Raw genomic sequence first — 24,000 nt, forward strand, 5'->3', positions numbered from 1 at the left:
ACAAGGGGAAACCTCGTCCTAACAACTCGACGATGACGACAGGAAAACCTTGGCCGGGTTGTAGTAGCTCGACCCGATCGTCGCCCGAGACTCACCCGGCGCGAAGCAGGTCGACGCCGACGACGTGCTGTTGTAGAGCCGTGCGCCTTGCGACCGGTTGTTGCTGTAGGAGCGGGCCGTCCACGACAGCGAGCGCGTGATGCCCGTGCCGGTCGTGTAGACGAAGCTTCCGGTGTAGTTCGAGCTGGACCATCCGCAGAAGCGCCCACTCGTGCACTGCGAGAGCGACAGCACGCCAGCTTCAACGGCGACGAAAGTCGTGCCATCGCGGTACCGGACCTCGTTGCCCGCCACAGTGCCTCCAGGCTGGCGCTGCAGCTGAGACGACACGATCTCTCGCTGCTCCTGAGACAGCGATGATCCGATTGGCTCGGGGCTCTTCATCTCGGCAGTGGCGGATTGCGTAGTGGTTGTGGTCATCGCCAGCACGGCAAGAAGCATCACTGCGAGGCGGCACAGGAATGGGCGCATACCTACATCTGTCCGGATACCTCGAAAATCCCACGATGCGACTAGCGTGCTGCCGGAGCGCTTCGGCGCTCCGCGCCTGGAGAGGACGACGCCGTGACCGATCAGCCCAGCGAGCGCCCCGCCGGCAGGACGTGGGTGTCCGTGCTGATCGTGCTCGCGTGGATCGCGTGGCTCGTCTCGCCGTTCTTCTACTTCAGCGGCCTGTTCGCGACGGCCAGCTTCTTCGGCGGTACCGAGCCGTCGGCGGCCGACGAGCGGGCCCAGGACACGGCGTTCCTCGTCGCTGGGCTGCTGGGCCTCGGCGGACCGGTGATCGGACTGGTCGCCGCGGCGGTGGACCGCCGTCGCGTCGCCGCGTGCTTCCTGGGCGGGGCGATCGTGCTGTCGCTGGTGCCGCTGGCCGTGCTCGCGATCGACGCGGCACAGCACGCGCCACCGCCGGAGCGGGACGACGGACCCGTGCAGTGTCAGGAGCGCAGCGGCACCGGGAACGACTGCCCGGGCGGCTGACCGCCGGACCTACTCGCGGTCCTTGCGGCGCTCGGCGATGCCCTGCGCCAGGTCGAACAGGCCGACGACCACCAGGACGATGCCGAGCGGGCGGCCCTGGAACCAGCCGAACTCGTTGTCGCCGAAGGCGAGGGCCAAGGCCGCGCCCACCACGACCAGCAGCGTTCCGGTGAAGAGGTGCATCGTGGAGCTCATGGTCCAACGGTAGGGCGCGGGTCGGCGGCGGGCATCGGTCGATGGGCTGGACGTGGGTGGGCCGAAAGGTGGGGCGGGGGTTCCGTGGCTGGCCTTCCCCCTTCGCCCTTCGAGGCTCGCTCGTGCCTCGCTCACACCTCAGGACCCGGCTCCTCGTTCCTCGTCGCACCTCAGGGCGCGGACGGTGGGAACGCGGTGACGTGGCGGGAGACACCCCGGTTCTCGCGTGCCGTCCGACGGACCAGCCAGCAGAGTTGAAGCATGATCACCTCGCGCCTGCCCCGGACCGTCACGGCCTGGCGACCGCTGCTGGTGCCGCTGGTCGTCCTGCTCGCGTGGGACGTGCTGGTGACGGTGGCCTTCAAGGCGGGCTGGATCGAGTTCCGCGGCATCACGATCCAGTACACGCTCTACGGCACGGCGATCGCGCTGTTCCTCGGCTTCATGGTCAACGCCTCGTACGCGCGCTGGTGGGAGGCCCGCACGCTGTGGGGCAGCATCGTGAACCACTCCCGCAACCTCGGCCGTCAGGCCACGACCCTCCTCGACCGGACGGTGCCCGACGCGCGAGCCGACCTGCCCGGCGAGATCGTCCGCGCCCAGGTCGCCTACGTCCACGCCCTCCGCACGTCGCTGCGCGAGCAGCCGTCGCCGCCCGAGGTCGCCGACTACCTGGCCGCCGAGCCGCTCGCGCGGGTGCGGTCGTCGACCAGCTCACCGACGGCGGTCCTGTCCCACGTCGGTCGGCTGCTGGCGGAGGCGCAGCAGCGCGGCATGGTGGGCGACATCGCCCGGGTGCAGATCGAGTCGACGCTCAGCGTCCTGACCGACGCGCAGGGCGGGCTCGAGCGCATCAAGAAGACGCCGCTGCCGGTCCAGTACCGGTTCCTGCCGTCGTTCTTCGCCCGCGCGTTCTGCCTGATCCTGCCGTTCGCGGTCTTCAAGGACCTGCAGTGGTGGACGCCCGTCGGCTCGGGCCTGATCGGCATGATGTTCCTGCTCGCGGTGCAGGTCGGCCGCGACCTCGCCGATCCGTTCCTGGACCGCGTCCACGACGTGCCGATGACCGCGATCTGCCGCTCGATCGAGATCGACCTGCTGGAGATGATCGGCGCCGACACCCCCGAGGCGGTCGGTCCGGTCAAGCAGGTCCTGTGGTGACACCATGAGCGGGTTCCCGGCAGTTCACTGCTGAGGCGGCCCCCGTCGGCTAGCCTGCGGTTCGAGGGACTGGACCGCGAGGACGAGATGACGACGCAGCGCACGTGGCGGTTGCTGGCCCTGTTCCTGCTCGTCGACGCCGTGCTGGTCGTCATCATGCTGCGGCACGTCTCCGGCGACGGGAGCTCGACGTCGCCGACGACAGCGCCCACGACGGTCGCCACCGACGAGCCGACCGAGGCGCCGGCCCCGGCCGCTGCGCTCCCGGGTCTGATCGACGTCGCCGACGGTCTGGTCGTCTGGGGCCCGCGCGGCTCGTGCGCCGACGGCGTCCCGATCACCCTCGGGCGCTCGACCGGCGACTCCCGCGCCGAGCTGGACCCCGGCGTGACCGAGCTGCTGCGGGTCGACGTCAACGCCGACGGCGACGTCTACGTGATCGGGGCCGACGCCGAGTGCGCACCGGTCGAGCGGCTGCTCGCGGCGGGTGAGGCGGAGTGGGTCGATCCGCCCGGTGGCATCCGCCGGTGGCACCTCACCCCGAGCCAGCCGACGTTGACGACGCCCGCAGGCGCGAGGGACCCCGGCTGCGCACCGGTCGGGTTCACCTCCGACGGCGCCGCCGGAGTCGTGGCGTGCGCCGACGGCACGGTGCGCACGTCCGGCGACGACGGTGCGACGTGGGAGACGCTGGCGACGGTGTCGGGACTGACCGGCGTGACGCAGACCGACGACGGCGTCGTGGTGCTCGCCTCGGCTGCGGAGTGCCCGCTGGCGGCCGAGCGGATCGAGGGTGGTGCGCCCGTCGTGCTCGGCTGCATCAGCGAGGTACCGACGCAGGGACTCGCCCTGATCGGTTCAGGCGGCGGCAGCTACGCAGCGGTGGTCGGCGACGCCGTGGTGATCTCCGGCGAGCCGATCGGCCAGGGCCCCAGCGTCAGCGGTTAGCGGGGTGAGAGGCTTCGAGGCTCAGGCGCCAGAGCGCCTTCGCACCTCAGCCAACGGTGCTGAGAGCGAGCGTCAGCTCGCCTGCTCCTGCGGGAGGTCGGCGGTGACGGGAGCCGGATCGGCCGACGTCTCGAGCACGATCGTGCGCACGCGGCTGTGGCGGTTGATCATCGCCTCGACCTCGAGGTAGCTCATCGGCTCCTTGAGGTGCAGGACGATGAAGACCGTTGAGAAAAGGATCGACAGGTCCAGGCGGATCGAGTACCCGCGCATCGCGGCCCGGCAGTACGCCGTCTCGATCGTGAGGCGCTCGTCGTCGGTCAGGGCCTGACGGCCGACCAGCTGCGCCGGACCCGTGAGGCCGGACGGCGTCAGGAACCGGTCGTCGGCGTGCGGAAACTCCTCGCGGAGCATGTTCTGCACGTTCTCGGGCAGCGGGCGGTTGCCGATCAGCGACATGCTGCCGCTGATGACGTGGACCAGCTGCGGGATCTCGGTGAGGCCGAAGCGCTCGAGGATGCGGCCGACGCGCGTGTAGAGCGGCGAGTCCGGCGGGATGTTGAGGAAGCGGACCTGGCCCTCGACGGGGACGGTGTCGCGGTTGACGAGCTTGTCGGCGTTGCGCACCATCGTGCGGAACTTCACGACCCGCATGACGCGGTCGGTCGACACGCGTCGGTTGGAGCGGTAGTAGACCGGTCGACCCTCGGTGATGAGCACGGCCAGCGTGGCCGTGAGCAGGACGGGGATCCACACGACGGCCGAGAGCGCGACCAGTGCCAGGTCGAGAATGCGCTTGCGAATCATGGGGTTGCCTCTGGTCGATGGGGGGTCGAGGTGGAGGGCGACGTCGTTGTCAGCTCAGGTGTGCGCGAGGGGCGCACGGTAAGCACAACGAGCGACAGTGCACGAAGTGCCGACCAAATTTTTGCGTCGACTCCGATGATGGCCCGGCGCGGTGAACGCGAGGTTTCACGGAGCATTTTTTTCGCGACGTTCTCGAAGGTCGAGGAGAGGCGATCGCCGAGTCCCTGACGCTCGGAGGGGGCGATGATCCGGCCCGGATAGAGGACCGAGACGGTGCAGCGATCGCCGTGGTGCAGCGCGATCCGGTCGAGGCGCTCCTCGGCGAGGTTCTTCCAGCCGCCGTACAGTCGGCGGTCGGCGGTGGGCGCCAGGGCGATGACGGTCGAGACCAGCACGATGCGGACCTGGCCGGTCGTGGCGCCGACGAGCGCGTCGATCGCGGCGAGCTCGGCCTCGAAGCGGTCGGCGTCGTCGGGCAGCGGGTCCTCGGGGTGGATCGGTCCGAGCGCGCACACGTGCAGCACGAGGTCGGCGACCGGGGCGACGACCCCGGCAGCGTCGGCGGCCAGGACGACGCGGGCGTCAGCCAGGCCGGCCAGGGCCTCGACGTCGCGCTCGTGACGGGCCACGGCCACGACGTCCTGCCCGGCGAGCAGCTCGAGGAGTGCGGACCCCACCTGCGTGCGGGGACCGATGACGACGTGGACGGGGCTCATCGGGATCCGATCCCGGTCAGCAGGGTCTCGAAGCGGTCGATGCAGCGCTCCGCCGTGAACTCCGCCTCGGCGAGCTGGCGGCTGGCCACGCCCACCTGCGCGCGACGCTCCGGGGCGGCGAGGATCTCGGCGACCCAGGCGCCCGCCGCGGGGATCGAGCCGGCCTGCGGCGTGAACACCGCGCCGCCGGCTCGCTCGACGAGCGAGGAAGCGGCGTTCTCGAGCGGCATCAGGCCGAGGATCGGACGACCGGCGCAGAGGTAGGAGAGCGTCTTGGACGGCACCGAGAAGGCGCCGGCGCGCTGGTCGAGCAGCACCAGCAGGACGTCGCCCGACCCGAGGACCTCCGGGAGGCGCTCGTAGGGCTGGTAGGGCAGGAGCTTCACGGGGACGTCGAGCCGCTGGGCCTCGGCGGCGATGACCTCGACCGCGGGACCCTCGTTGACCACGACGAGCTCGGCGTCGACGCCCGCGTCGCGGACCTGTCGCGTCAGCGCCACGAGCAGCGACGGATCGTGCTTGAGCCCGAGGGTGCCGGAGTAGAGCAGCGTGAGCGTCTCCTCGACGCCCTGCTCGACCGACCAGTCGTTCTTGCGCTCGACCGGCACGATCTCGTCCAGCGGCGCCCAGTTCGGGATGACCGTGACCTTGTCGGCGGTGCCCCACTTCGCGTGCACCGGCACGAAGGCGTCGGAGATCGCGACGATCGCGACGGCACGGCGTGAGCACCACTTCTCGGCGATCTCGAACACTGACGCGACGGCGGTGAAGCCGCGCGACAGCTTGTCGCCGGCGAAGGACCGGACCGCGACGGCGTACACGTCCTGGTGCCAGAGGACCCACGGGATCCGGACGAACAGCATCGCGAAGGCGAAGATCACCAGCGTCGGGATCTGCACGTTGGAGAGCACCGCGACGTCGGGGCGGTGCGAGCGGACGTGGCGCACGAGCTCGAACCCGAGCCGGACCTCGACGAGGAGCCTCTTGGCGAAGCGGAGCTTCTCGAACTTCAGGCCGTCGCCGATCGTCTCGAACACGATCGACTCGCCCGGCTCGGCGACGAGGGCGCCCTTGCCGGAGACGTAGGCGTCGCAGCTGGAGTGCACGACGTCGTGGCCCCTGCGGGCGAGCTCGCGGCTGAGCTGGACCTGGAACGGGTGCCCGCTGAAGTCGTGGACGAGCAGCTTCACGGTGATCGTCCTCCCAGGTGGTGTCGTCGTGGTCCGATCGGACCGGATCAACGCTAGGAGCAACGATCGTCCAGCCGCAGCGTTATGTGAACCCTGGGGCCGGTGAGACTCGTCATGTTGCGGTCCGGTCGGACGGTGGGGCCGAAGGTCCCGTCGCCGTAGGCTGTCGCGGTGGAGTCGCCGTGGGCCCGGGGGCCGTTGAAGCCGTTCCGGCACGGCCAGTACCGCTGGCTCGCTGCCGCGACCGCGCTGTCGCTGCTGGCCGACGGCATGTGGATGATCGCGACGGTCTGGCAGGTCATCGACCTCGACGGCGGTCCGAAGCAGCTCTCGTTCGTCGCCGTCGGATGGTCCGCAGGCGTCGTCGCGACGACCCTCGTCGGAGGGGTCCTGGCCGACCGGATCCCGCAGCGACGCATCATCGTCGGCGTCTCGGTGGTCCGGGTCCTGACCGCGTCGGTCGTCGGAATCGCTGCAGTGGCAGGCCTGGGCGCGATCTGGCACCTGGCCGTGGCCGGGCTCGTGTTCGGCATGACGGCCGGCGTCTTCTTCCCGGCCTACTCAGCGATCCTGCCCTCGATCGTCGACGCCGACGACCTGCTGGCCGCCAACGGCATCGAGGGCGTGCTCCGGCCGATCATGCTGCAGGCCGCAGGTCCCGCGGCCGCCAGCGTGATCGTCGCGACGATCTCCCCGGGGCACGCGATCGTGGCGGTGGCCCTGGCGGAGCTGGCGTGCCTGCTGCTCCTGATCGGCCTGCGCCCGGTCCCGCTGCGGCGTGACCTGGATGCTGCCGAAGGTCACGGCGTGGGGCACCTGCTCGGCGACCTGCGGGAGGGTTTCGGCTACGTCGCGCGCACCCCGTGGCTGCTTGCCACGCTGCTGCTCGCGACGGTCCTGGTGATGGTCTCGATGGGGCCGATCGAGGTGCTCCTGCCGTTCGTCATCAAGGACGACCTCGGCGGCGACGCGACGAGCCACGCATGGGTCATGGCGGCGTACGGCATCGGTGGCGCGATCGCGTCGCTGGTGGTCTCGTCGCTCCCCCTGGCCCGCCGCTACCTCTCGGTCATGGTGCTGATGTGGGGCGCGGGCGTCCTGCCGCTGGCCTTCGTCGGCATCGCGCCCGACGTCGTCACGCTCGCGGCGCTCCTGTTCGTCGTGGGTGGGCTCTTCAACGCCCCGAACGTCATCTGGGGCACGCTCCTGCAGCGCCGCGTCCCGCCCCCGATGCTGGGGCGTGTCTCGAGCCTGGACTTCTTCGTCTCGCTGACCTTCATGCCGGTCTCGATGGCGGTCGCCGGGCCGCTCGGCGTGGCGGTCGGGACGGACGTGGTCTTCCTCGTCGCGGCCCTGATCCCGCTGCCCCTGGCGTTCGTCGCGATCGCCTGGGCCCGCATGCGCGTCGACGAGATCGCCCACCCCCTGCGACCCTCGGACCGACCTGATTCGAGGGATGCGCACACCCTGGGCTAGACTCTCGGAGTCCTCGCGCGTGACGCGCAGGACGGGCGCCCGTAGCTCAACGGATAGAGCATCTGACTACGGATCAGAAGGTTAGGGGTTCGAATCCCTTCGGGCGCACAGCACAGCACGACGCGAAAGGCCCCCAGGACCACGTCCCGGGGGCCTTTCGCGTTCGCGGGGCGTCCGTGGCCGCGCCGTTGCCCCGTGACGACGATCACTCCCATCCAACTCGGCGGTAACTGAGAGTTACCGGTACGTTTCCGGCATGGATCGCAGCGGATGCCCCGAGCTCGAGCGGTTCTTCGCGCTCATCTCGGTGGGTATCGTCGCCGGCTCCGTCACGGAGCTGCAGTCGCGGGTCAAGTGGGAGACGGTGCGTCGCGTCCTCAAGTACGTGGAGTCCGGAGCGCTCGAGGTCGACGACGCGATCGACGACCAGCTCCGCGCCCACGGCATCGACCCGAAGACCCCGTAGGACCGCTGCCGGCTCCGCTCAGTCGAGCAGGTCGGCGTGGTGCGCGGCGGCGACGTCAGGGTGCGCCCGAAGTCTCGCCTTGAGCAGGTTCTCGCCGTAGCGCGAGCCGATGACGTTGTCGGCGTCCTGCTCGACGCCCCGAGCCTGGGCGGCGAGATCCGCCGGAAGCGCGATCCGCGGCACCTCCGCGTCCAGGCCGGGGTTGAAGAAGAACGGGATCGACAGCCGCTCGGTGCCGGGTGCGGGTGAGACGACGCGGTGGTTCGTGGCGCGGAGGTAGCCGTCCGTCGCGACCTCGAGCAGCTCGCCGATGTTGACGACGAAGGCGTCCTCGGCGGGAGGCACGTCGAACCAGCCGTCGTCGCGCTGGACCTGCAGCCCGGCGCTGCCCGGCTCGATCAGCAGGAGCGTCAGGATGCCGGGGTCCTTGTGGGCCCCGACGCCCTGGCCAGCATCCTCGCGGCCGGGGTAGCGGACGAGCTTGAGCAGCGTCGACGGCTCGGCGAACGCCGCGTCGAAGTGATCCGGACCTGCGCCGAGCGCCACGGCCCACTCGGCGAGCAGACGGTGCCCGAGGTCGGAGAGCCGTGCGGTCCAGGCCTCGATCACGGTGCGCAGCTCCGGCAGCGCGGCCGGCCACTGGTTGGGACCGTCGAGGCGGAGGTACGCCGGGTCGCGCCGGGCGCTGGGTGCACGCTCTGGGCCGACGTCGATCTGCTCCCGCCAGTCGACCGCGCCCTGGGTGCGCTCGCCGCCGACGCGGGTGTACCCGCGGAACCAGGGGCTCCGCGTCATCTCGATCGCGAGCTTGTCGGCCTCGGGGAGCGCGAAGAACCGGCGCGCCACGGTGAAGAGCTCGTCGGTCACCGCCGTCGGGATCCGGTGACGCAGGTGGAAGAAGCCCACCTCGTGCGTCGCGTCTCGGAGCGTGCGGCGGAACGCCTCGGTGCCGAGGTCGTCGAGGTCGAGCGCGGGCAGGTCGCGGGTCGTCACGCGCTCCACGCTAGGACGGTGAGCGCCACCCGGTCCCGGTTCTCACGACGTGGTCAGTCGGCGGGTCCGGGCAGCCGCTCGCGGAACCAGGTGGTGGTGCCCTCCGGAAGGTACTTGAGCTTCGGCCGCTCCGACAGCACGGATACGAGGAGGGCGGCGTCGTCCGGGAGTGACCACTTCACCTCGTGGTAGACCCGCGATAGCGACTCGGTGCTCTCGACCACGGCGAGGTCGTCGGCCAGGGGACGCAGCTCGGTCCACGGTCCGGGGAGGTCGTGGGGGATCGGCGCGGACGCCCACACCAGGTAGACGGTCGTGGCCATCGTTCCTCCTCGCGCGGTTGTCAGTGCCTGGTGCCATCGTGGACGCATGACCTGGGAGACGCATCCGGTCACGGCCGACCGCTTCGACGACCTCGCCGACGTCATCAACCCGAATCGTCGCGCGACGCACTGCTGGTGCCTGTCGCACCGCCTCGGCGCGAAGGAGATCGAGGAGCGCGGGGGCGGCAGCCGCGAGCGGGCGATGCGCAGCCTGTGCGAGCGCGACGTTCCACCGGGAGTCGTGACCTACCGCGACGGCACGCCGGTCGGATGGTGCAACATCGGCGCTCGCGACGACATCCCGCGGCTCGTGCAGAGCAAGCTCATCCGCCCGGTCGACGACGTCCCGGTGTGGAGCATCGTGTGCGCCGTGGTGCGCAGCGGCCACCGCAAGCAAGGCGTCACGCAGCAGCTCATCGAGGGCGCCGTGCAGTGGGCGAAGTCCCAGGGCGCGCCCGCGGTGGAGGTGCACCCCGTCGACCCGAAGGGCCGCATGGACCTCACGATGGCGTTCGTCGGCACCCGGGCGATGTACGAGAAGGCGGGCTTCGAGGTGATCGGCCAGACCGACGCGATGGCCTCGAAGATGCCGCGCCTCGTCATGCGCCGCACGCTCTGACCGACGGTGGTGGACGAACCCCGTTCGAGGCTCCTCCGTCGCACCTCAGGGGGCGGAAAGCTACCCGCCCCTTGAGGTGCGAGCGAGGAACGAGCGAGCCTCGAAAGGGGCACCTCGACCGCGGAGCCCTCAGGCTTGGCGGTCGGCGAAGCGCTGGGCGTAGATCGGGAGCAGGTTGAGGCCCGTCTCGAGCGCCTCGCGGTCGCGGGCTCCGGAGGCCTGCTCGTAGCCGACGAGCATGTAGAGCGCGGCGCCGGCGAGCTTCCGCGCGGCCTCCTCGTCGCCCATGACGCCGGCGAACGCGCGGGTCACGGTGTCGAGGCGCAGCCGGTCGACCTCGTCCTGCAGCTTGCGCACCTCGGGGTCGACCCCGGCCCACACCCGGATCGCGGACTCCGAGGCGTGCGGCAGCCGCAGGCTCACGTCGAGCAGCAGGTCGACCTGCTCCTGTGCCGTGGCGACGGTGTCGGTCAGCTCGACGATGCGGAGCGTGCGCTCCTGGAACCAGTGCGCCAGGAACGCCTCGGTGAAGCCCTGCCAGCCGTCGAACGCGTGGTAGAACGACCCGCTCGTCACCCCGACCTTGCGGCACAGCGGCGCGAGCTTCAGGGCGCCATAGCCGTCCTCGGCCAGGATCTCCATGGCCGCGTCGAAGAAGCGTCGCTGGACGGGACTGATCTCGGGAGTTGCGGTCACGGTCACCCCTCTCTCGACGGTCGCAGGGCCGGGCCAGTCTAGGCCTCGCCTCGGTGAACCCACGGGACTTGCATCCGACCATAACGTAACTTATGTTATGTTTCGTGACCCAGACCACATTTGCAAGATCAGCAGGAGGACACCATGGGCTTTCGTGACTCGACCGAGGTCGTGACCTACATCGGCGGCATCTTCGAGAAGGCCTACGAGGACCCGGCGCTCGCCGAGAAGCTCAAGGCCGCCGGCATCGTGCTGAAGTTCGACTTCAAGGACCCCGACGTCGTGATCGTGATCGACATGGCGAACGGCACCGTGACCGAGGGCCTCGGCGGGCTCGACCCCGACGCCGAGATGACGATGTCGTCCGACACCGGCAACGCCTACTGGCAGGGCAAGGTCAACCTCCCGCTCGCGATGGCCAAGGGCAAGATCAAGGTCGGCGGCAACGTCGCGGCGATGCTCAAGGTCGCCCCGCTCTCCAAGCAGCTCTTCGGCACCTACGTCGAGCGCCTCCAGGCCGACGGCCGCGACGACCTCCTGGTCGCCTGAGTCACGCATGTATCCCGGAACCTTCGCGGCGACCACGCCCGACAAGCCCGCCGTCATCATGAGCGGCAGCGGCGAGACCCTGACCTACGGCCAGCTCGACGACCGGTCCGCACGGCTCGCGCGCGTGCTGCACGACCGCGGCCTGCGCCGCGGCGACGTCATCGCGATGCTCGTCGACAACTCGCCGGAGGCGCTCGTCGTCTACTGGGCGGGCCTGCGCTCGGGCCTCTACGTCACGGCGATCAACCACCACCTCACGGCGGCCGAGATCGCCTACATCGTCGACGACAGCGACGCGACGGCGCTGATCGCGTCGGCGACCCTGGGCGTGGTGGCCGAGTCGATCGTCCCCGACACCCCGCGTGCCACGCACCGGCTCGCGTTCGGCGGCTCGGTCCCGGGCTACGAGTCCTATGAGGAGGCCCTGGCCGGAGCGGGCGACCGCCTGGCCGAGCAGCCGCGCGGTACCGACATGCTCTACTCCTCCGGCACGACCGGCCGGCCCAAGGGCATCAAGGCGCCGCTCCTGCCGATCCAGGTCGACGAGCCCGGCGATCCCGTCTACGGTCTGCTCGGCTCGGCGTTCCAGATGAGCACCGACACGGTCTACCTCTCGGCCGCCCCGATCTACCACGCGGCACCGCTGCGGTGGTGCGGCGTCGTGCAGGCCAACGGCGGCACCGTCGTCATGATGGAGCGCTTCGAGCCCGAGGCCGCGCTCGCCGCGATCGACCAGCACCACGTGACCCTGCTGCAGATGGTGCCGACGATGTTCGTGCGCATGCTGCAGCTGCCCGACGACGTGCGGGCCCGCTACGACATCTCAAGCCTGCGCATGGCCGTGCACGCGGCCGCCCCGTGCCCGCCGGACGTCAAGCAGGCGATGATCGACTGGTGGGGCCCGAAGCTCGTGGAGTACTACTCCTCGACCGAGGCGAACGGGCTGACGCTGATCAGTTCCCAGGAGTGGCTGACCAAGCGCGGCTCCGTCGGTCAGTCGAAGCTCGGTGTCCCCCACATCTGCGACGAGACCGGGGCCGAGCTGCCCGCGGGCGAGATCGGCACGGTCTGGTTCGAGCGTGAGCAGGTGCCGTTCCGGTACCACAAGGACGACGCCAAGACCGCCGAGGCGACCCACCCCGACCACCCGCTGTGGACCGCGGTCGGCGACCTGGGCTACCTCGACGACGACGGCTACCTGTTCCTGACCGACCGCAAGAGCTTCATGATCATCAGCGGCGGCGTGAACATCTACCCGCAGGAGGTCGAGAACGTCCTGACCCTCCACCCCGCGATCCACGACGTCGCCGTGATCGGCGTGCCGCACGCGGAGATGGGCCAGGAGGTCAAGGCCGTCGTCACGCTGCGCGAGGGCCACGAGCCGTCGCCCGACCTTGAGGCGGCGATCATCGCCCACGTCCGCGACCGCATCGCCGCGTTCAAGGCACCGCGCTCGGTCGACTTCGTCGACGAGCTGCCCCGCACCCCCACCGGAAAGCTCGTCAAGCGTCGGCTCGAGGAGCGCTACGCGCAGGAGGCCAGCGCATGACCACGATCGACGACCGCACGTTCGACCAGGAGAACCGCGTCACGAGCCTGGACTTCTGGGCCCGGAGCTTCGAGGAGCGCGAGGAGACGTTCCGGCACCTGCGCGACCACGCCCCCGTGTCGTGGCAGCCGCCGATGCAGGGCGGCATCATGCCGTCGGACTCCGAGGGCCTGTGGGTCGTGACGCGTCACGAGCACATCGCCGAGGTCAGCAAGGCCCCCGAGCGGTTCCGGTCCGGCGACGGCGTGCAGTTCGAGGACGTGCCGCAGGACCTCCTGGAGGCCTCGCACTCCTTCCTCGGCATGGACGCGCCGCGTCACCAGCAGCTGCGCCGCCTCGTCAGCGCGGCGTTCACGCCCAAGCAGGTCGCCCGCATCGACGACCAGATCCAGGCGCAGGCCGTGCGCATCGTCGACGGCCTGCTGGAGGCGGGCGAGGGCGACTTCGTCGAGCTCGTCTCCAAGCGCCTCCCCATGTGGACGGTCTACGAGATGATGGGCCTCGACGGCTCGCTGCAGGAGGAGGCCGCCCACCTCGCCGACGAGATGGTCGCGTTCAACGACCCGGACGTCGCGAACGGGCGCGAGCCCGGCGAGGTGCTGAACAACTCGCTCGTGAACCTGCTGACGATCGGGCTCGAGTTCGCCGACCTGCGTCGGCGCGAGCCGGCCAACGACCTGATGACCAACCTGGTCCAGTCCGAGGTCGACGGCGAGCGGCTGAGCGACGACGACATCGCCGCGTTCTTCGTGCTGATCTCGGTCGCCGGCAACGACACGACCCGCAACACGATCTCGCTCAACACCCACGCGCTCCAGCAGCACCCCGACCAGAAGGCGTGGCTGCTGGAGGACTACGACGCGCGCATCAAGACCGCGACGGAGGAGTTCGTGCGGTGGGCGTCGCCGGTCATGACGTTCCGGCGCACGACCGTGGTGGACACCGTGCTGGGTGGTCAGGAGATCAAGGCCGGCGAGTGGGTCGCGATGATGTACGCCTCGGGCAACCGTGACGAGCGCGTCTTCGACCGCCCCTACGCCTACGACCTGTCCCGCGACCCGAACCCTCACCAGGGATTCGGCGGCGGCGGTCCGCACTTCTGCATGGGCAACTTCGTGGCCAAGATGCAGATCCGCCACCTGTTCCGCGAGCTGCTCACGCGCGCGCCCGGCCTGGAGGTCGGCGAGCCGGAGTACCTCGTCGGCAACTTCGTCCGCGCCGTCAAGCGCATGCCCGTCACCGTTCGCTAGAGGAGAGAACCATGTCCCGCTACGCAGGCAAGCGCGTCGTCGTCACCGGCGCCGCCTCCGGCATCGGCCACGCCACGGCCGAGGCCCTGGTCGCCGAGGGTGCCGAGGTGTTCAGCCTCGACCGCAACGAGCCCACCGCGGCCGTCGCCGGCCACGTCAAGGTCGACCTGTCCGACCCCGACAGCATCGACGCCGCCGTCGCCGAGCTCGACGGCACCTTCGACGTGCTGTTCAACGTCGCGGGCCTTCCGGGCACGGCTCCGGCCGACGTCGTGTTCAAGGTCAACGCGCTCGCGGTGCGTCACCTCAGCGAGGCGTTCCTCGAGCGGCTCAACCCGGGTGGTTCGGTCGTCGTGGTCTCCTCCACCGCCGGCTTCGGCTGGCCCGACCGGCTCGAGACGATCAAGGACCTGCTCGCGACCGACACGTTCGCCGAGGGGGTGCAGTGGATCGCCGACCACCCGCAGGAGGGCAACGCCTACAACTTCTCCAAGGAGGTCGCGACGGTCTACACGATGCTGATGGCGCTCGTGTTCGCCGAGGCCGGGTTCCGCATCAACGCGGTCCTGCCGGGCCCGGTGGAGACCCCGATCCTGGCCGACTTCGAGGAGACGATGGGCCACGACAACCTTGACGGGCTCAAGGAGCTGCTGGGTCGCCACGCCCAGCCCGAGGAGATCGCGAAGGTCGCCCTGTTCCTCGGCTCCGACGACGCGAGCTGGGTCAACGGACACCCGCTGCTGGTCGAGGGTGGCGCGTTCGGAGCCGTCTACACGGGCCTGGTGCCCGCGCCCGAGATCTGAGGAGCAGCCATGACCGACACGACCTCCAGCACCCCGCCCACCCTCGCGACGCGAGACGTGACCGACCTCGGTGACCTCCTCGACCGCCTGCGCGAGGCGCACGCCTCGGGCCGGACCCGGTCGGCCAGCTGGCGGGTCACGCAGCTCAAGGCGCTGCGCCGACTCGTCGACGAGAACGAGCCGCGCATCGTGCAGGCGCTGGCCGACGACCTGGGTCGGACGCCGACCGATGCCTGGCTCGGCGACATCGTGTCGACGACGGGCGAGATCGACTACGCGATCAAGCGCGTACGCTGGTGGATGCGCAAGCGCCCGCGCCCGCTGCCGCTGAACCAGCAGCCGGCCCTCGCGTGGGTGCAGTACGAGCCGCTCGGCGTCGTGCTGGCCGTGGGGCCGTGGAACTACCCGTTCTACCTCGCGCTCGGGCCGCTCGTCGCGGCGCTGGCGGCCGGCAACTGTGCCGTCGTCAAGCCGTCGGAGCTCGCGCCGGCGACCTCCGCGCTGATCGCCGAGCTCGTGCCGCGATACCTCGACACGAGTGCCGTCGCGGTCGTCGAGGGTGACGGCGCGACGACCCAGACCCTGCTGTCGCTCGGTTTCGACCACGCCCTCTTCACGGGCGGCACGGAGGTGGGACGCAAGATCATGGCCGGCGCCGCCGCCACGCTGACGCCCGTGACGCTCGAGCTCGGCGGCAAGAGCCCCGTCTACGTCGCGGCCGACGCCGACCTCGACGTCGCCGCGCGCCGCGTCGCGTGGGTCAAGCTGCTCAACTCCGGTCAGACGTGCATCGCCCCGGACTACGTGCTGGTCGACCGCGAGGTGCGGGACGAGTTCGTGCACAAGGTCTCGGACGCGCTGCGGGCGTTCCGGGGTGCCGACGCCGAGCAGGGTCAGCCGATCGTGAACGACCGGCAGTTCGAGCGCCTCGCCGGCTACCTGCGCTCGACGAAGGGCCTGATCGTGCACGGCGGCCTCAGCAACGCGGCCGACCGCACGATCCTGCCGACCGTCGTGGTCGACCCCGGCCCGCACGACCCGGTCATGACCGACGAGATCTTCGGTCCGATCCTGCCGATCCTCGCGGTCGACTCCGTGGACGAGGCGATCGCGTTCGTGACGAGCCGGCCCAAGCCGCTCGCGCTCTACGCCTTCACGTCGTCGCGGCACACCCGCAAGCGCCTGGCCGACGAGGTGCCCGCGGGCGGCGTCGTGTTCAACCACATCGCGATGCACGTGCTGGTGCCGCAGCTGCCGTTCGGTGGCGTGGGCGACAGCGGCATGGGCGCGTACCACGGCGAGTGGGGCTTCCAGGCGCTCAGCCACCGCAAGTCCGTGCTGAGCAAGACGACCTCGCCCGACCCGCGCTTCGTCTACCCGCCCTACACCGACAAGGCGCTCAAGCTGATGCGGAAGATCTTCTGATGCGAGCCCTGCTGCTCGCCGAGCACGGCGGCGCCGAGGCGCTCCGGCTCAGCGAGCTGCCCGATCCGGACGGCGACGGTCTCGTGCACCTGGACGTGCTGACGGCCGGGCTCTCACGCCCCGACCTCCTGCTGATGCGCGGCGAGTACCAGACGCCCGTGCCGCTGCCGTTCGTCCCTGGATCGGAGCTGTGCGGTGTCGTGACGGCGGCCCCGGCGAGCGCCGGGGTGCAGGTCGGCGACCGCGTGCTGGCGCTGACGCCGGGCGGAGGGGCGTGGGCCGAGAAGGCCGTCGTTCCTGCCGGCCTGGTGGTCCCGGCGCCGCCGGAGCTCGACGACGCGGAGGCCGCTGCGCTTCCGGTCAACTTCCTGACGGCGTGGTTCGCGATCGAGGAGCGGGGCGGACTGCGCGAGGGCGAGACGGTGCTGGTGCTCGGTGCGGCGGGGGGCCTCGGCTCGGCCGCGGTCCAGGTCGCGCACGCGCTGGGCGCGAAGGTCGTCGCGGTCGTGCACCGTGACGGTGCCGACGAGACGCTGCGCGAGCTCGGTGCCGACGCGGTCGTCCGCCTGACCGAGGGCTGGGCGGCGCAGGTGCGCGAGGATCACGGCGCCGTGGGCGTGGTGATCGACCCGGTCGGCGGGCCCGCGTTCGACGACGCGGTGCGGGTGCTCGCCCCCGGCGGACGGCTCGTCGTCCTCGGCTTCAGCGGCGGCGGCATCCCGACGGTCGCCGTCAACCGCCTGCTGCTGCGCAACGTCGCCGTGGTCGGCGCCGGTTTCGCCGAGTTCCTGCGCCACGACGCTGGCGCGTTCCCGCGAGCGCTGGCCGGCATCACCGGCCTGGTCGCGGCCGGGCTGCGACCGCACGTCGGCCGGGTCGGCTCGCTCGACGAGGGCGTCGCGACCGTCGCGGCCCTCGACACCGGCGACGTGATCGGCAAGGCCGTCATCCGCGTCGCCCCCGACGCCACGACCCCCGGGAGGACCCCATGAAGATCTGCGTCGACATGAACAAGTGCACCGGACTCGGCATCTGCGAGTCGGTCGCGCCCGACTACTTCGAGGTCGGCGACGACGGCGAGCTCCGCGTGCTGCGCGAGGAGATCGCGCTCGAGGACGTCAGCGACCTGGAGGAGTCGGTCACGAGCTGCCCGACCGAGGCTCTCTGGATCGAGCCGTGACCCGACTCGTCGTCGTCGGTGCGTCGCTCGCGGGGCTGCGGGCCGTCGAGGCCGCCCGCAAGGCCGGCCACGAAGGACCGATCACCCTCGTCGGCGACGAGGCGCACGTGCCGTACGACCGGCCGCCGCTGTCGAAGGCCTACCTCGACGAGGGGGAGCCGGAGTCCACGACGTTCCGCGAGGAGTCGCACCTGACGGGCGAGCTCGGCGTCGAGCTCGTGCTCGGGCGCGGCGCGACGGGGCTCGACACGGAAGCGCGCGAGGTGCTGGTCGGAGACGACCGGGTGCCGTACGACGCGCTCGTCGTGGCGACCGGCGCGCGGGCCCGCACGCTGCCGCAGGGCGGCGACCTGGCCGGCGTCCACGCGCTGCGCACGCTCGACGACGCCGTCGCCGTGCGCCGCGAGCTCGACCGCGGGGTCAAGGTCGTCGTCGTGGGAGCGGGGTTCATCGGGTCCGAGGTCGCCTCCGGGGCCCGCAAGCGCGGCCTCGACGTCACGGTGGTCGAGGCGCTGGAGACCCCGCTGGTGCGTGCGTGCGGCGAGGCGCCGGGCCACTGGATCGCCGGGCTGCACGAGAAGCACGGCACCCGCCTGCTGTGCGGCAACGGCGTCGCGGCGCTGCACGGGTCCGGCAGGGTCGAGGCCGTCGAGCTCGCCGACGGAACGGTGCTGCCCGCCGACCTGGTCGTGGCAGGCATCGGCGCGATCCCCAACACCGAGTGGCTCGAGGGCTCCGGCGTCGAGCTGGACAACGGTGTGGTGTGCGACGCGACCCTCGCCTCGTCGGCACCGGGCGTGTACGCCGCGGGTGACGTCGCGAGCTGGATCAACCCGGTCTTCGACCGCCGCCAGCGCCTCGAGCACTGGACCAGCGCGGCCGAGCAGGGGGCGACAGCAGCGCGCAACGCCCTCGACCCGACGAACCCGACGGCCTACCGGACCGTGCCGTACTTCTGGTCCGACTGGTACGACGTGCGCATCCAGTTCGTCGGGACCCCGCAGGCCGACGAGGTCGTGCTGGTCGACGGTGACCCGGAGGCCGGCGAGCGGTGGGTCGCGCTCTACCGCGCCGGTGATCGTCTCGTCGGCGCCCTGACGGTCAACGGGCAGACCGAGGTCATGAAGTACCGCGGCAAGATCCTCAAGGGCGCCGCCTGGGACGACGCCCTCGCCTTCGCCGAGCAGCGCCAGCAGGCCCGGAGCGTCACCACCGCTGGGTGAGGTGCGAGGAGCCCCAGCGACGAGCCTCGAAACCTCGGTCGGCTCGACCCGAAGGGTCACCAGGGTTTCGAGGCTCGCGCCCTAGCGGGCACTCGCACCTCAACCACCGGTGGTTGAGGTGCGAAGGCGCTCTGGCGCCCGAGCCTCGAAACCTTCCGCACCTGAAGCCCTACGGCAGCAGGCCCGCCACGAGGTCGGCGACGACCTGGTCGAGGTCGGTATCCGGCGCGATCGAGACCGTGAGGCGGTCGAGGACCAGGCCGTCGATGGCGTAGTGGAACAGCGCGATCTCCCGCTCGCCGCCGGGCAGACCCGCCGCCGTGTTGTACGCGACGTCGCCGCGGAAGCCGGCGACCAGGACCTCCTGCATCAGCGTCGCGACCTCGGGCCGCCGTGCCGCCTCGAGTCGCATCTCGAACCAGGCGAGCGTGACGTCGCGGTCGGCCAGGAGCCGGCGCACGATGTCGCGCAGGTGCCGGGTGAACGACTCCCGCCCCGGCGGCAGTGCTGTCAGCTCGGCTAGCACCTCGGGCGACGGCGTCAGCCGCTCGACGATCCGCTGCAAGAGCCCCTCGAGCAGCTCGGCGCGCGAGCGGAAGTAGTTCGAGGCGGTGCCGGTCGGGACGTCCGCCTCGCGATCGACCGCTCGGTGCGTCAGACCTCGCGAGCCCTCGCGGGCCAGCACCGCGATGGCGGCGTCGGCCAGCTCGTCGCGGCGGGACTCGTTGCGGGCCATGACGTCACCCTAGCCGAACCACGACAGGTGTTGTACTTTAGTACAACCACAACACCTGTAGTGATCGGAGCACCTCATGCGCGAACTGACCTACTACGTCGCCGTCTCCCTCGACGGATTCATCGCCGGACCCGACCACGACGTCAGCGGCTACCTCTACGAGGGCGACCACATCGCGATGATCTTCCGCGACTACGTCGACACGATCCCCAAGGTCGGCCTCGACGCGATCGGCCTGACCGCCACGGGGGAGCGCTTCGACACGACGCTGATGGGCTGGACCACCTACGCCGCCGGATTCAGCCACACGCACGACCCCTATCCGCACACTCGGCAGCACGTGTTCTCTCGATCGCACGGGCAGGACGAGGCTCCGGCGACGATCACGGTGACGGCCGAGGACCCGGTGCAGGTCGTCCGCAGGCTCAAGGCGGAGCCCGAGGGCACCGGCATCTGGCTGTGCGGCGGCGGTGACCTGGCGGGTCAACTGGTCGACGAGATCGACCAGCTCGTGCTCAAGGTCAACCCGGTCGTGCTCGGGTCGGGCACGCCGTTGTTCGCGAACCTCGGGGCGTCGCGCCCGTGGCGGCTGACCGCCAGCACCGCCTACGAGAGCGGCGTCGTCGTGAACGAGTACGTCCCGGGCGCCGGTGGTTGGGGTTCCCGTTTCGAGGCTCCTCGTTCCTCGTCGCACCTCAAGGGGCGGGAAGGTTGCCGCCCCCCGAGGACCGAGGAGCCTCGGGGGCTACGCGGCCTTGTTCTCGACGGCGGCGCGGATCTGGTCGCACGCGGCGAACGCGACGTTCGGGTCGTCGAAGCCCCAGAAGTGGCAGCGCAGCGCACCGTCCGGGGTCAGCAGGGTGAGCCAGCTCGACGTGAGGATCTGGATGATCGGGACGGTGCTGGTCATGCCGTACGACCAGCCGTGCTCGCCCGGGCGGAACTGGTCGGCGGGGAACGGCTCCCCGCCCGTCACGTCGGCCCACTCGGCCTGCGCGTAGGCCAGCACGCCCGCCTCGGACAGGTCGGTGTTCTCGACGACCGTGACCTTGGCGCGCAGACCCACGTCGTCCGCGACGGGCTCCCACGCGCAGCCGCGGGTCGAGCCGATCGAGGCCGCGCTGGGCGGCTGCGCCGGGTCCTGGCCGCCGAAGGCGTCGAAGACCGGGCCGATGTCGATCGAGTTGCACGCCGGCACCGGATCGAGTGCCGGGCCCGCGTCGGCGGAGTCGTCGGACCCGCCGGACGCGGAGTTCTCCTCGGGCAGCAGGCCGCACGACGCGACGAGCGTGAGGGCCAGCAGCAGGGCTGCGGCGAGGGGGCGCCGAACGCGCATCGCAAACCTCCCGGGACGGGGATCGTCAGGGCCCGCGACGGACGTCGGAACCCCGGGTCAGCGTAGTCCGCTGGTGAGATCCTGCCCGGGAATCGTGCACACGGGCCCGTCTGACGTACACTCGTCTGCGGTGCTCGGCCCGTCGGGGGTCCAGCATCAGTCATGGCGCTCACGACGTGATCGCAGCCGGCTCTCGGCCCCGATCGCCTCCGTGGCGTACGTCAGCCCCTGGCGTACCAGCACCGTGACGCACGTTCCGTTCACGATGCGACGAGCACGGTGCTCATCGCATCCTCCGAGGAGGAGTCCGTGGCCAATCGAGGTCAGGGTCGCTCCGGGGGTGCACGCACCTCCGGTGGCCAGCGTCGACGCGAGATCGACAACCAAGGCATTCTGCCCGTGCTCGCGCGCGGCGTCCGTGAGGTCGAGGCCGCCGTCCAGCGTGGGCGCGGCACGTCGATCCGGTCGCGCTACCAGGCGATCGCGCTGCTCGTGCGCGTCGAGCGCCAGCGCGTCAAGGGCGACACCGAGGTCAGCGAGGGCCAGCGCGCCGAGCTGCTCAAGCGCCTCGACGGCGTGGCCACGATCCTCGCCAAGACGGCCGCCCGTGAGCCGCAGCTGTTCGACCTGCTCGCCGACGACGCCGTGCCGTCCGACGAGGTCAAGATGCTGATGCGCGAGATGACCCAGGCCGCGGGCCTCGAGGTCGCGCCGGAGCCCGAGCCCGTCGTCGACGAGGTCGCCGCCCGCACGGAGCGTCGCGTCCTGCCGCAGTCGGTCGTCGCCCGTCAGCTCGCCAACCCCTTCATGGCACCGGACTTCTCCGCGCCGCCCGCGCCGCAGCCCCAGACGCAGCGCCTGTCGACGTGGGAGCTCATCGGCCCCCTCCTGTCGGCGTTCGAGCGGGCCAGCGTCGGCTCGTCGGCCTGCATGGAGCTGCCCGAGCCCGCCTCCACCATGACCCCCGGCGGCATCCCGCTGATGCACCACCAGGCGGAGGTCGTCGAGGCCGCCCGCCAGGGCCACCGCACCTTCCTGCTTGCCGACGAGCCGGGCCTGGGCAAGACCGCGCAGTCGCTGCTGGCCGCGCACGCCGCCGACGCGTTCCCGATGCTCGCGGTCGTGCCGAACGTCGTGAAGGCGAACTGGGCGCGCGAGGCCGAGATCTGGACCCCGCACCGCAAGGCCACCGTGATCCACGGCGACGGCCAGGACATCGACGGCTTCGCCGACATCGTGATCGTCAACTACGAGGTGCTCGACCGTCACGTGGGCTGGCTGGGCGACCTCGGCTTCCGCAGCATGGTGCTCGACGAGGCGCACTTCATCAAGAACAAGTCGTCGCAGCGCTCGCAGCACGTGCTGCAGATCGCCGACCGCCTGCGCCAGCGTGTCGCCCGCCCCCTGATGCTCGCGCTGACCGGCACGCCGCTGATCAACGACATCGAGGACTTCCGCGCGATCTGGGAGTTCCTCGGCTGGATCGACGAGAAGCAGCCGCGCGCCCAGCTCATGGCCTCGCTCGAGGAGACGGGCCTGACCCCGCTCGACCCCGGCTTCTACCCCGCCGCACGCAGCCGCGTGATCGACCTCGGCATCGTGCGTCGCCGCAAGATCGACGTCGCCGCCGACATCCCCGACCGCCGCATCGCCGACATCCCGGTCGAGCTCGAGGGCGAGGCCGCCCGCTCGATCCGCGACACGCAGCGCGAGCTCATCCGTCGGCTGGTGTCGCGCTACGACCACGCGGTCGCGGCGCGCTCGGAGAAGCCCGAGGGCATCGACGAGCAGCTCGTCGAGCACGTCGCGATCCTGGTGCGCGACGAGACGCCGGCCGACGACGCCGAGAACGTCTTCACGATGATGCGCCGCATCGGCCAGGCCAAGTCGGCGCTCGCCGCCGACTACGCCGTGCAGCTCGCTCGCCAGGCCGGCAAGGTCGTGTTCTTCGCCAAGCACATCGACGTCATGGACACGGCGCAGGAGGTGTTCGAGCAGCGCGGCCTGCGCTACTCGACCGTCCGCGGCAACCAGTCGTCGACGGCCCGCCAGGAGAGCATCGACGCCTTCGTCAACGACCCCGACGTCAAGGTGATCGTCTGTTCGCTCACCGCCGCCGGCGTCGGCCTGAACCTTCAGGTCGCCTCGAACCTCGTGCTGGCCGAGCTCTCGTGGACCCACGCCGAGCAGACGCAGGCCATCGACCGGGTGCACCGCATCGGTCAGGACGAGCCGGTCACCGCGTGGCGCATCATCGCCGCGCAGACGATCGACACGAGCATCGTCGGGATCATCGACCGCAAGGCCGGCCTCGCCGCCCGCGCGCTCGACGGCCTGGACGAGGAGACCACGTCGGCCGACCTGCAGCTCGAGACGCTCACGGCTTTGCTGCGCACAGCGCTTCAGGACCGCACCGCCTGAGCACCGGTGGTTGACGTGCCCCCTTCGCCCTTCGAGGCCGCTCGTTCCTCGCGGCACCTGAGGACCCGGCTCCTTCGTCGCACTGGGGGCACCTCCCACGACGAAGTCGTAGGGGGACAGGGGACGGTCACGTCTCCGCCCCTTGAGGTGCGACGAGGAACGAGGAGCCTCGAAAGGGGTGCCGCCACCCAGCTGGACCCTCAGCCGGGGAGCTTGAAGAGCTCGGCGTCGGCGCGGTTCGCGACGAGGTCCTCGGCGAGCGACCGGAGCTTGATGTTGCGCTGCTGCGACACGCGGCTCAGCACCGCGAACGCGCGGTCGGCGTCGATGTCGAAGCGCTCCATGAGGATGCCCTGCGCCTGGCCGATCAGGTTGCGCGTGTCGGCGGCGACCTTGAGCCCGTCCTCCTGGTGAGAGGTCGCCACCGCGACGGAGGCGTGCCGGGCGAAGACGCGCGCGACGTCGACGTCGCCGTCCTCCCACGCGTGGGTGCGGTGGGAGTACAGGTTGAGCGATCCGTAGCGGCGGTTCTGGCTCGCGAGGCGGACGCTGATGACGCTGCGCAGGCCGAGCGGCGCGACCTCGGCACCCCACCGGGGCCACCGACCGTCGGCCTCCACGTCGCCGGAGACGTACACCGGGTCGCCCTCGATCGCGTCGAGGCACGGGCCCTCGTCGAGCTTGCGCTGCAGGTCGTGCGAGCGCTCCACCGCGTCGTTCGTGGCGAGCATCGTCTCGAGCCGTGACCGGCTGTGCACGAGGAGGATGCCGGCCTGGTCACACGCCAGCGCCTGCTGCGCGAACTCGACGATGCGCGCCAAGGTGTCGGCCATCGTCGCTTCGGCATGAAGCTCGAGGGCCATCTCGGCGAAGAAGGACGAGTCCGGCACGTGCCAC

The 24,000-nt window shown here is 70.9% G+C and carries 26 protein-coding genes, 1 tRNA gene and 1 pseudogene; 17 read left to right on the forward strand and 11 right to left on the reverse strand.

Annotated features, from left to right (window positions below; all coding sequences use genetic code 11):
- Positions 1 to 18: 18 nt before the first annotated feature.
- Positions 19 to 480: a peptidase inhibitor family I36 protein gene (locus ABD127_RS00425; protein ID WP_344196737.1), complete on the reverse strand. Its 462-nt coding sequence runs from the start codon at positions 478 to 480 to the stop codon at positions 19 to 21.
- A 144-nt stretch (positions 481 to 624) separates the two neighbouring features.
- On the opposite strand from ABD127_RS00425, the gene ABD127_RS00430 reads away from it, so the two are divergent.
- Complete coding sequence (locus ABD127_RS00430; protein WP_344196525.1) at positions 625 to 1,041, forward strand: hypothetical protein; 417 nt, start codon at positions 625 to 627, stop codon at positions 1,039 to 1,041.
- Positions 1,042 to 1,050: 9 nt separating this feature from the next.
- Here the strand turns inward: ABD127_RS00430 and ABD127_RS00435 are convergent, their stop codons facing one another.
- Positions 1,051 to 1,236, reverse strand: a complete 186-nt coding sequence (locus ABD127_RS00435) for a hypothetical protein (RefSeq protein ID WP_344196527.1) — start codon at positions 1,234 to 1,236, stop codon at positions 1,051 to 1,053.
- A 261-nt stretch (positions 1,237 to 1,497) separates the two neighbouring features.
- On the opposite strand from ABD127_RS00435, the gene ABD127_RS00440 reads away from it, so the two are divergent.
- Complete coding sequence (locus tag ABD127_RS00440; RefSeq protein ID WP_344196530.1) at positions 1,498 to 2,397, forward strand: bestrophin family protein; 900 nt, start codon at positions 1,498 to 1,500, stop codon at positions 2,395 to 2,397.
- A gap of 87 nt (positions 2,398 to 2,484) precedes the next feature.
- Positions 2,485 to 3,345, forward strand: a complete 861-nt coding sequence (locus ABD127_RS00445; protein WP_344196533.1) for a hypothetical protein — start codon at positions 2,485 to 2,487, stop codon at positions 3,343 to 3,345.
- 72 nt (positions 3,346 to 3,417) lie between these two features.
- On the opposite strand, the gene ABD127_RS00450 is transcribed toward ABD127_RS00445, so the two are convergent.
- From ABD127_RS00450 to ABD127_RS00460, 3 genes are read right to left on the reverse strand one after another with little or no spacing between them, the layout of a single operon-like run.
- On the reverse strand, positions 3,418 to 4,152 hold the full coding sequence (locus ABD127_RS00450) for a sugar transferase (protein WP_344196535.1): 735 nt from the start codon (positions 4,150 to 4,152) through the stop codon (positions 3,418 to 3,420).
- The gene (locus tag ABD127_RS00455) at positions 4,149 to 4,868 is read right to left on the reverse strand and encodes a Rossmann-fold NAD(P)-binding domain-containing protein (protein ID WP_344196538.1); all 720 of its coding nucleotides are present in this window, start codon (positions 4,866 to 4,868) and stop codon (positions 4,149 to 4,151) included. The genes ABD127_RS00450 and ABD127_RS00455 overlap by 4 nt, the downstream gene beginning before the upstream one ends.
- A complete protein-coding gene (locus ABD127_RS00460; protein ID WP_344196541.1) occupies positions 4,865 to 6,058 on the reverse strand; it encodes a glycosyltransferase family 4 protein in 1,194 nt (397 codons plus the stop codon). Before ABD127_RS00460 ends, ABD127_RS00455 begins: the two co-directional genes overlap by 4 nt.
- A gap of 171 nt (positions 6,059 to 6,229) precedes the next feature.
- On the opposite strand from ABD127_RS00460, the gene ABD127_RS00465 reads away from it, so the two are divergent.
- The 3 genes from ABD127_RS00465 to ABD127_RS00475 all read left to right on the forward strand — a co-directional run bounded on the left by ABD127_RS00465 (position 6,230) and on the right by ABD127_RS00475 (position 8,000).
- Positions 6,230 to 7,534, forward strand: coding sequence for an MFS transporter (locus ABD127_RS00465; protein WP_344196544.1), 1,305 nt, complete (start codon positions 6,230 to 6,232; stop codon positions 7,532 to 7,534).
- A 35-nt stretch (positions 7,535 to 7,569) separates the two neighbouring features.
- A tRNA-Arg gene (locus ABD127_RS00470) sits at positions 7,570 to 7,642 on the forward strand.
- Positions 7,643 to 7,790: 148 nt separating this feature from the next.
- The gene (locus ABD127_RS00475) at positions 7,791 to 8,000 is read left to right on the forward strand and encodes a hypothetical protein (RefSeq protein ID WP_344196547.1); all 210 of its coding nucleotides are present in this window, start codon (positions 7,791 to 7,793) and stop codon (positions 7,998 to 8,000) included.
- Positions 8,001 to 8,018: 18 nt separating this feature from the next.
- On the opposite strand, the gene ABD127_RS00480 is transcribed toward ABD127_RS00475, so the two are convergent.
- The gene (locus ABD127_RS00480; RefSeq protein ID WP_344196549.1) at positions 8,019 to 8,993 is read right to left on the reverse strand and encodes an isopenicillin N synthase family dioxygenase; all 975 of its coding nucleotides are present in this window, start codon (positions 8,991 to 8,993) and stop codon (positions 8,019 to 8,021) included.
- 53 nt (positions 8,994 to 9,046) lie between these two features.
- Complete coding sequence (locus ABD127_RS00485) at positions 9,047 to 9,316, reverse strand: hypothetical protein (protein ID WP_344196552.1); 270 nt, start codon at positions 9,314 to 9,316, stop codon at positions 9,047 to 9,049.
- Between the two features lie 46 nt (positions 9,317 to 9,362).
- Between ABD127_RS00485 and ABD127_RS00490 the strand changes: the two genes are divergently transcribed.
- Positions 9,363 to 9,935, forward strand: a complete 573-nt coding sequence (locus ABD127_RS00490) for a GNAT family N-acetyltransferase (RefSeq protein WP_344196555.1) — start codon at positions 9,363 to 9,365, stop codon at positions 9,933 to 9,935.
- Positions 9,936 to 10,064: 129 nt separating this feature from the next.
- Here ABD127_RS00490 and ABD127_RS00495 read toward each other — a convergent pair whose 3' ends face one another.
- Positions 10,065 to 10,631, reverse strand: a complete 567-nt coding sequence (locus ABD127_RS00495; protein ID WP_344196558.1) for a TetR/AcrR family transcriptional regulator — start codon at positions 10,629 to 10,631, stop codon at positions 10,065 to 10,067.
- A 144-nt stretch (positions 10,632 to 10,775) separates the two neighbouring features.
- Between ABD127_RS00495 and ABD127_RS00500 the strand changes: the two genes are divergently transcribed.
- The 8 genes from ABD127_RS00500 to ABD127_RS00535 are packed head-to-tail and all read left to right on the forward strand — an operon-like array spanning position 10,776 to position 18,610.
- Positions 10,776 to 11,180: an SCP2 sterol-binding domain-containing protein gene (locus tag ABD127_RS00500; protein ID WP_344196561.1), complete on the forward strand. Its 405-nt coding sequence runs from the start codon at positions 10,776 to 10,778 to the stop codon at positions 11,178 to 11,180.
- A gap of 7 nt (positions 11,181 to 11,187) precedes the next feature.
- On the forward strand, positions 11,188 to 12,729 hold the full coding sequence (locus ABD127_RS00505; protein WP_344196564.1) for an acyl-CoA synthetase: 1,542 nt from the start codon (positions 11,188 to 11,190) through the stop codon (positions 12,727 to 12,729).
- Entirely contained in the window at positions 12,726 to 13,979 is a 1,254-nt protein-coding gene (locus ABD127_RS00510; RefSeq protein WP_344196567.1) for a cytochrome P450, read from the forward strand. The genes ABD127_RS00505 and ABD127_RS00510 overlap by 4 nt, the downstream gene beginning before the upstream one ends.
- 11 nt (positions 13,980 to 13,990) lie before the next feature.
- Positions 13,991 to 14,782 (forward strand): coniferyl-alcohol dehydrogenase, encoded by a 792-nt coding sequence (locus ABD127_RS00515; protein WP_344196570.1) that lies wholly within the window; start codon positions 13,991 to 13,993, stop codon positions 14,780 to 14,782.
- 9 nt (positions 14,783 to 14,791) lie between these two features.
- Positions 14,792 to 16,207, forward strand: coding sequence for an aldehyde dehydrogenase family protein (locus ABD127_RS00520; RefSeq protein ID WP_344196573.1), 1,416 nt, complete (start codon positions 14,792 to 14,794; stop codon positions 16,205 to 16,207).
- Positions 16,207 to 17,199 (forward strand): NADPH:quinone oxidoreductase family protein, encoded by a 993-nt coding sequence (locus ABD127_RS00525; RefSeq protein WP_344196575.1) that lies wholly within the window; start codon positions 16,207 to 16,209, stop codon positions 17,197 to 17,199. Before ABD127_RS00520 ends, ABD127_RS00525 begins: the two co-directional genes overlap by 1 nt.
- The gene (locus ABD127_RS00530; RefSeq protein WP_344196578.1) at positions 17,196 to 17,387 is read left to right on the forward strand and encodes a ferredoxin; all 192 of its coding nucleotides are present in this window, start codon (positions 17,196 to 17,198) and stop codon (positions 17,385 to 17,387) included. Before ABD127_RS00525 ends, ABD127_RS00530 begins: the two co-directional genes overlap by 4 nt.
- Positions 17,384 to 18,610, forward strand: coding sequence for an NAD(P)/FAD-dependent oxidoreductase (locus tag ABD127_RS00535; protein WP_344196581.1), 1,227 nt, complete (start codon positions 17,384 to 17,386; stop codon positions 18,608 to 18,610). The genes ABD127_RS00530 and ABD127_RS00535 overlap by 4 nt, the downstream gene beginning before the upstream one ends.
- Positions 18,611 to 18,779: 169 nt before the next feature.
- On the opposite strand, the gene ABD127_RS00540 is transcribed toward ABD127_RS00535, so the two are convergent.
- Complete coding sequence (locus tag ABD127_RS00540; protein ID WP_344196584.1) at positions 18,780 to 19,346, reverse strand: TetR/AcrR family transcriptional regulator; 567 nt, start codon at positions 19,344 to 19,346, stop codon at positions 18,780 to 18,782.
- Positions 19,347 to 19,422: 76 nt separating this feature from the next.
- Between ABD127_RS00540 and ABD127_RS00545 the strand changes: the two are divergent.
- Positions 19,423 to 19,962: pseudogene (locus ABD127_RS00545) on the forward strand (dihydrofolate reductase family protein); the annotation flags it as partial.
- A gap of 129 nt (positions 19,963 to 20,091) precedes the next feature.
- Here ABD127_RS00545 and ABD127_RS00550 read toward each other — a convergent pair.
- Positions 20,092 to 20,682: a hypothetical protein gene (locus ABD127_RS00550; RefSeq protein WP_344196741.1), complete on the reverse strand. Its 591-nt coding sequence runs from the start codon at positions 20,680 to 20,682 to the stop codon at positions 20,092 to 20,094.
- A gap of 309 nt (positions 20,683 to 20,991) precedes the next feature.
- Between ABD127_RS00550 and ABD127_RS00555 the strand changes: the two genes are divergently transcribed.
- Positions 20,992 to 23,103 (forward strand): DEAD/DEAH box helicase, encoded by a 2,112-nt coding sequence (locus ABD127_RS00555; RefSeq protein WP_344196586.1) that lies wholly within the window; start codon positions 20,992 to 20,994, stop codon positions 23,101 to 23,103.
- Positions 23,104 to 23,303: 200 nt separating this feature from the next.
- Here the strand turns inward: ABD127_RS00555 and ABD127_RS00560 are convergent, their stop codons facing one another.
- On the reverse strand, positions 23,304 to 23,993 hold the full coding sequence (locus ABD127_RS00560) for a GAF and ANTAR domain-containing protein (RefSeq protein WP_344196589.1): 690 nt from the start codon (positions 23,991 to 23,993) through the stop codon (positions 23,304 to 23,306).
- Positions 23,994 to 24,000 lie beyond the last annotated feature (7 nt).

This window comes from Aeromicrobium alkaliterrae (assembly GCF_039529015.1).
Taxonomy (GTDB): domain Bacteria; phylum Actinomycetota; class Actinomycetes; order Propionibacteriales; family Nocardioidaceae; genus Aeromicrobium; species Aeromicrobium alkaliterrae.

What these genes read in the sequence shown, in the direction of transcription:
- ABD127_RS00515 (WP_344196570.1), top strand. Translation starts at nt 13,991, where the DNA reads ATGTCCCGCTACGCAGGCAAGCGCGTCGTCGTCACCGGCGCCGCCTCC.
- ABD127_RS00450 (WP_344196535.1), bottom strand. Translation starts at nt 4,152, where the DNA reads ATGATTCGCAAGCGCATTCTCGACCTGGCACTGGTCGCGCTCTCGGCC.
- ABD127_RS00475 (WP_344196547.1), top strand. Translation starts at nt 7,791, where the DNA reads ATGGATCGCAGCGGATGCCCCGAGCTCGAGCGGTTCTTCGCGCTCATC.
- ABD127_RS00490 (WP_344196555.1), top strand. Translation starts at nt 9,363, where the DNA reads ATGACCTGGGAGACGCATCCGGTCACGGCCGACCGCTTCGACGACCTC.
- ABD127_RS00455 (WP_344196538.1), bottom strand. Translation starts at nt 4,868, where the DNA reads ATGAGCCCCGTCCACGTCGTCATCGGTCCCCGCACGCAGGTGGGGTCC.
- ABD127_RS00485 (WP_344196552.1), bottom strand. Translation starts at nt 9,316, where the DNA reads ATGGCCACGACCGTCTACCTGGTGTGGGCGTCCGCGCCGATCCCCCAC.
- ABD127_RS00550 (WP_344196741.1), bottom strand. Translation starts at nt 20,682, where the DNA reads ATGCGCGTTCGGCGCCCCCTCGCCGCAGCCCTGCTGCTGGCCCTCACG.
- ABD127_RS00505 (WP_344196564.1), top strand. Translation starts at nt 11,188, where the DNA reads ATGTATCCCGGAACCTTCGCGGCGACCACGCCCGACAAGCCCGCCGTC.
- ABD127_RS00445 (WP_344196533.1), top strand. Translation starts at nt 2,485, where the DNA reads ATGACGACGCAGCGCACGTGGCGGTTGCTGGCCCTGTTCCTGCTCGTC.
- ABD127_RS00520 (WP_344196573.1), top strand. Translation starts at nt 14,792, where the DNA reads ATGACCGACACGACCTCCAGCACCCCGCCCACCCTCGCGACGCGAGAC.
- ABD127_RS00500 (WP_344196561.1), top strand. Translation starts at nt 10,776, where the DNA reads ATGGGCTTTCGTGACTCGACCGAGGTCGTGACCTACATCGGCGGCATC.
- ABD127_RS00435 (WP_344196527.1), bottom strand. Translation starts at nt 1,236, where the DNA reads ATGAGCTCCACGATGCACCTCTTCACCGGAACGCTGCTGGTCGTGGTG.
- ABD127_RS00540 (WP_344196584.1), bottom strand. Translation starts at nt 19,346, where the DNA reads ATGGCCCGCAACGAGTCCCGCCGCGACGAGCTGGCCGACGCCGCCATC.
- ABD127_RS00440 (WP_344196530.1), top strand. Translation starts at nt 1,498, where the DNA reads ATGATCACCTCGCGCCTGCCCCGGACCGTCACGGCCTGGCGACCGCTG.
- ABD127_RS00525 (WP_344196575.1), top strand. Translation starts at nt 16,207, where the DNA reads ATGCGAGCCCTGCTGCTCGCCGAGCACGGCGGCGCCGAGGCGCTCCGG.
- ABD127_RS00530 (WP_344196578.1), top strand. Translation starts at nt 17,196, where the DNA reads ATGAAGATCTGCGTCGACATGAACAAGTGCACCGGACTCGGCATCTGC.
- ABD127_RS00425 (WP_344196737.1), bottom strand. Translation starts at nt 480, where the DNA reads ATGACCACAACCACTACGCAATCCGCCACTGCCGAGATGAAGAGCCCC.
- ABD127_RS00510 (WP_344196567.1), top strand. Translation starts at nt 12,726, where the DNA reads ATGACCACGATCGACGACCGCACGTTCGACCAGGAGAACCGCGTCACG.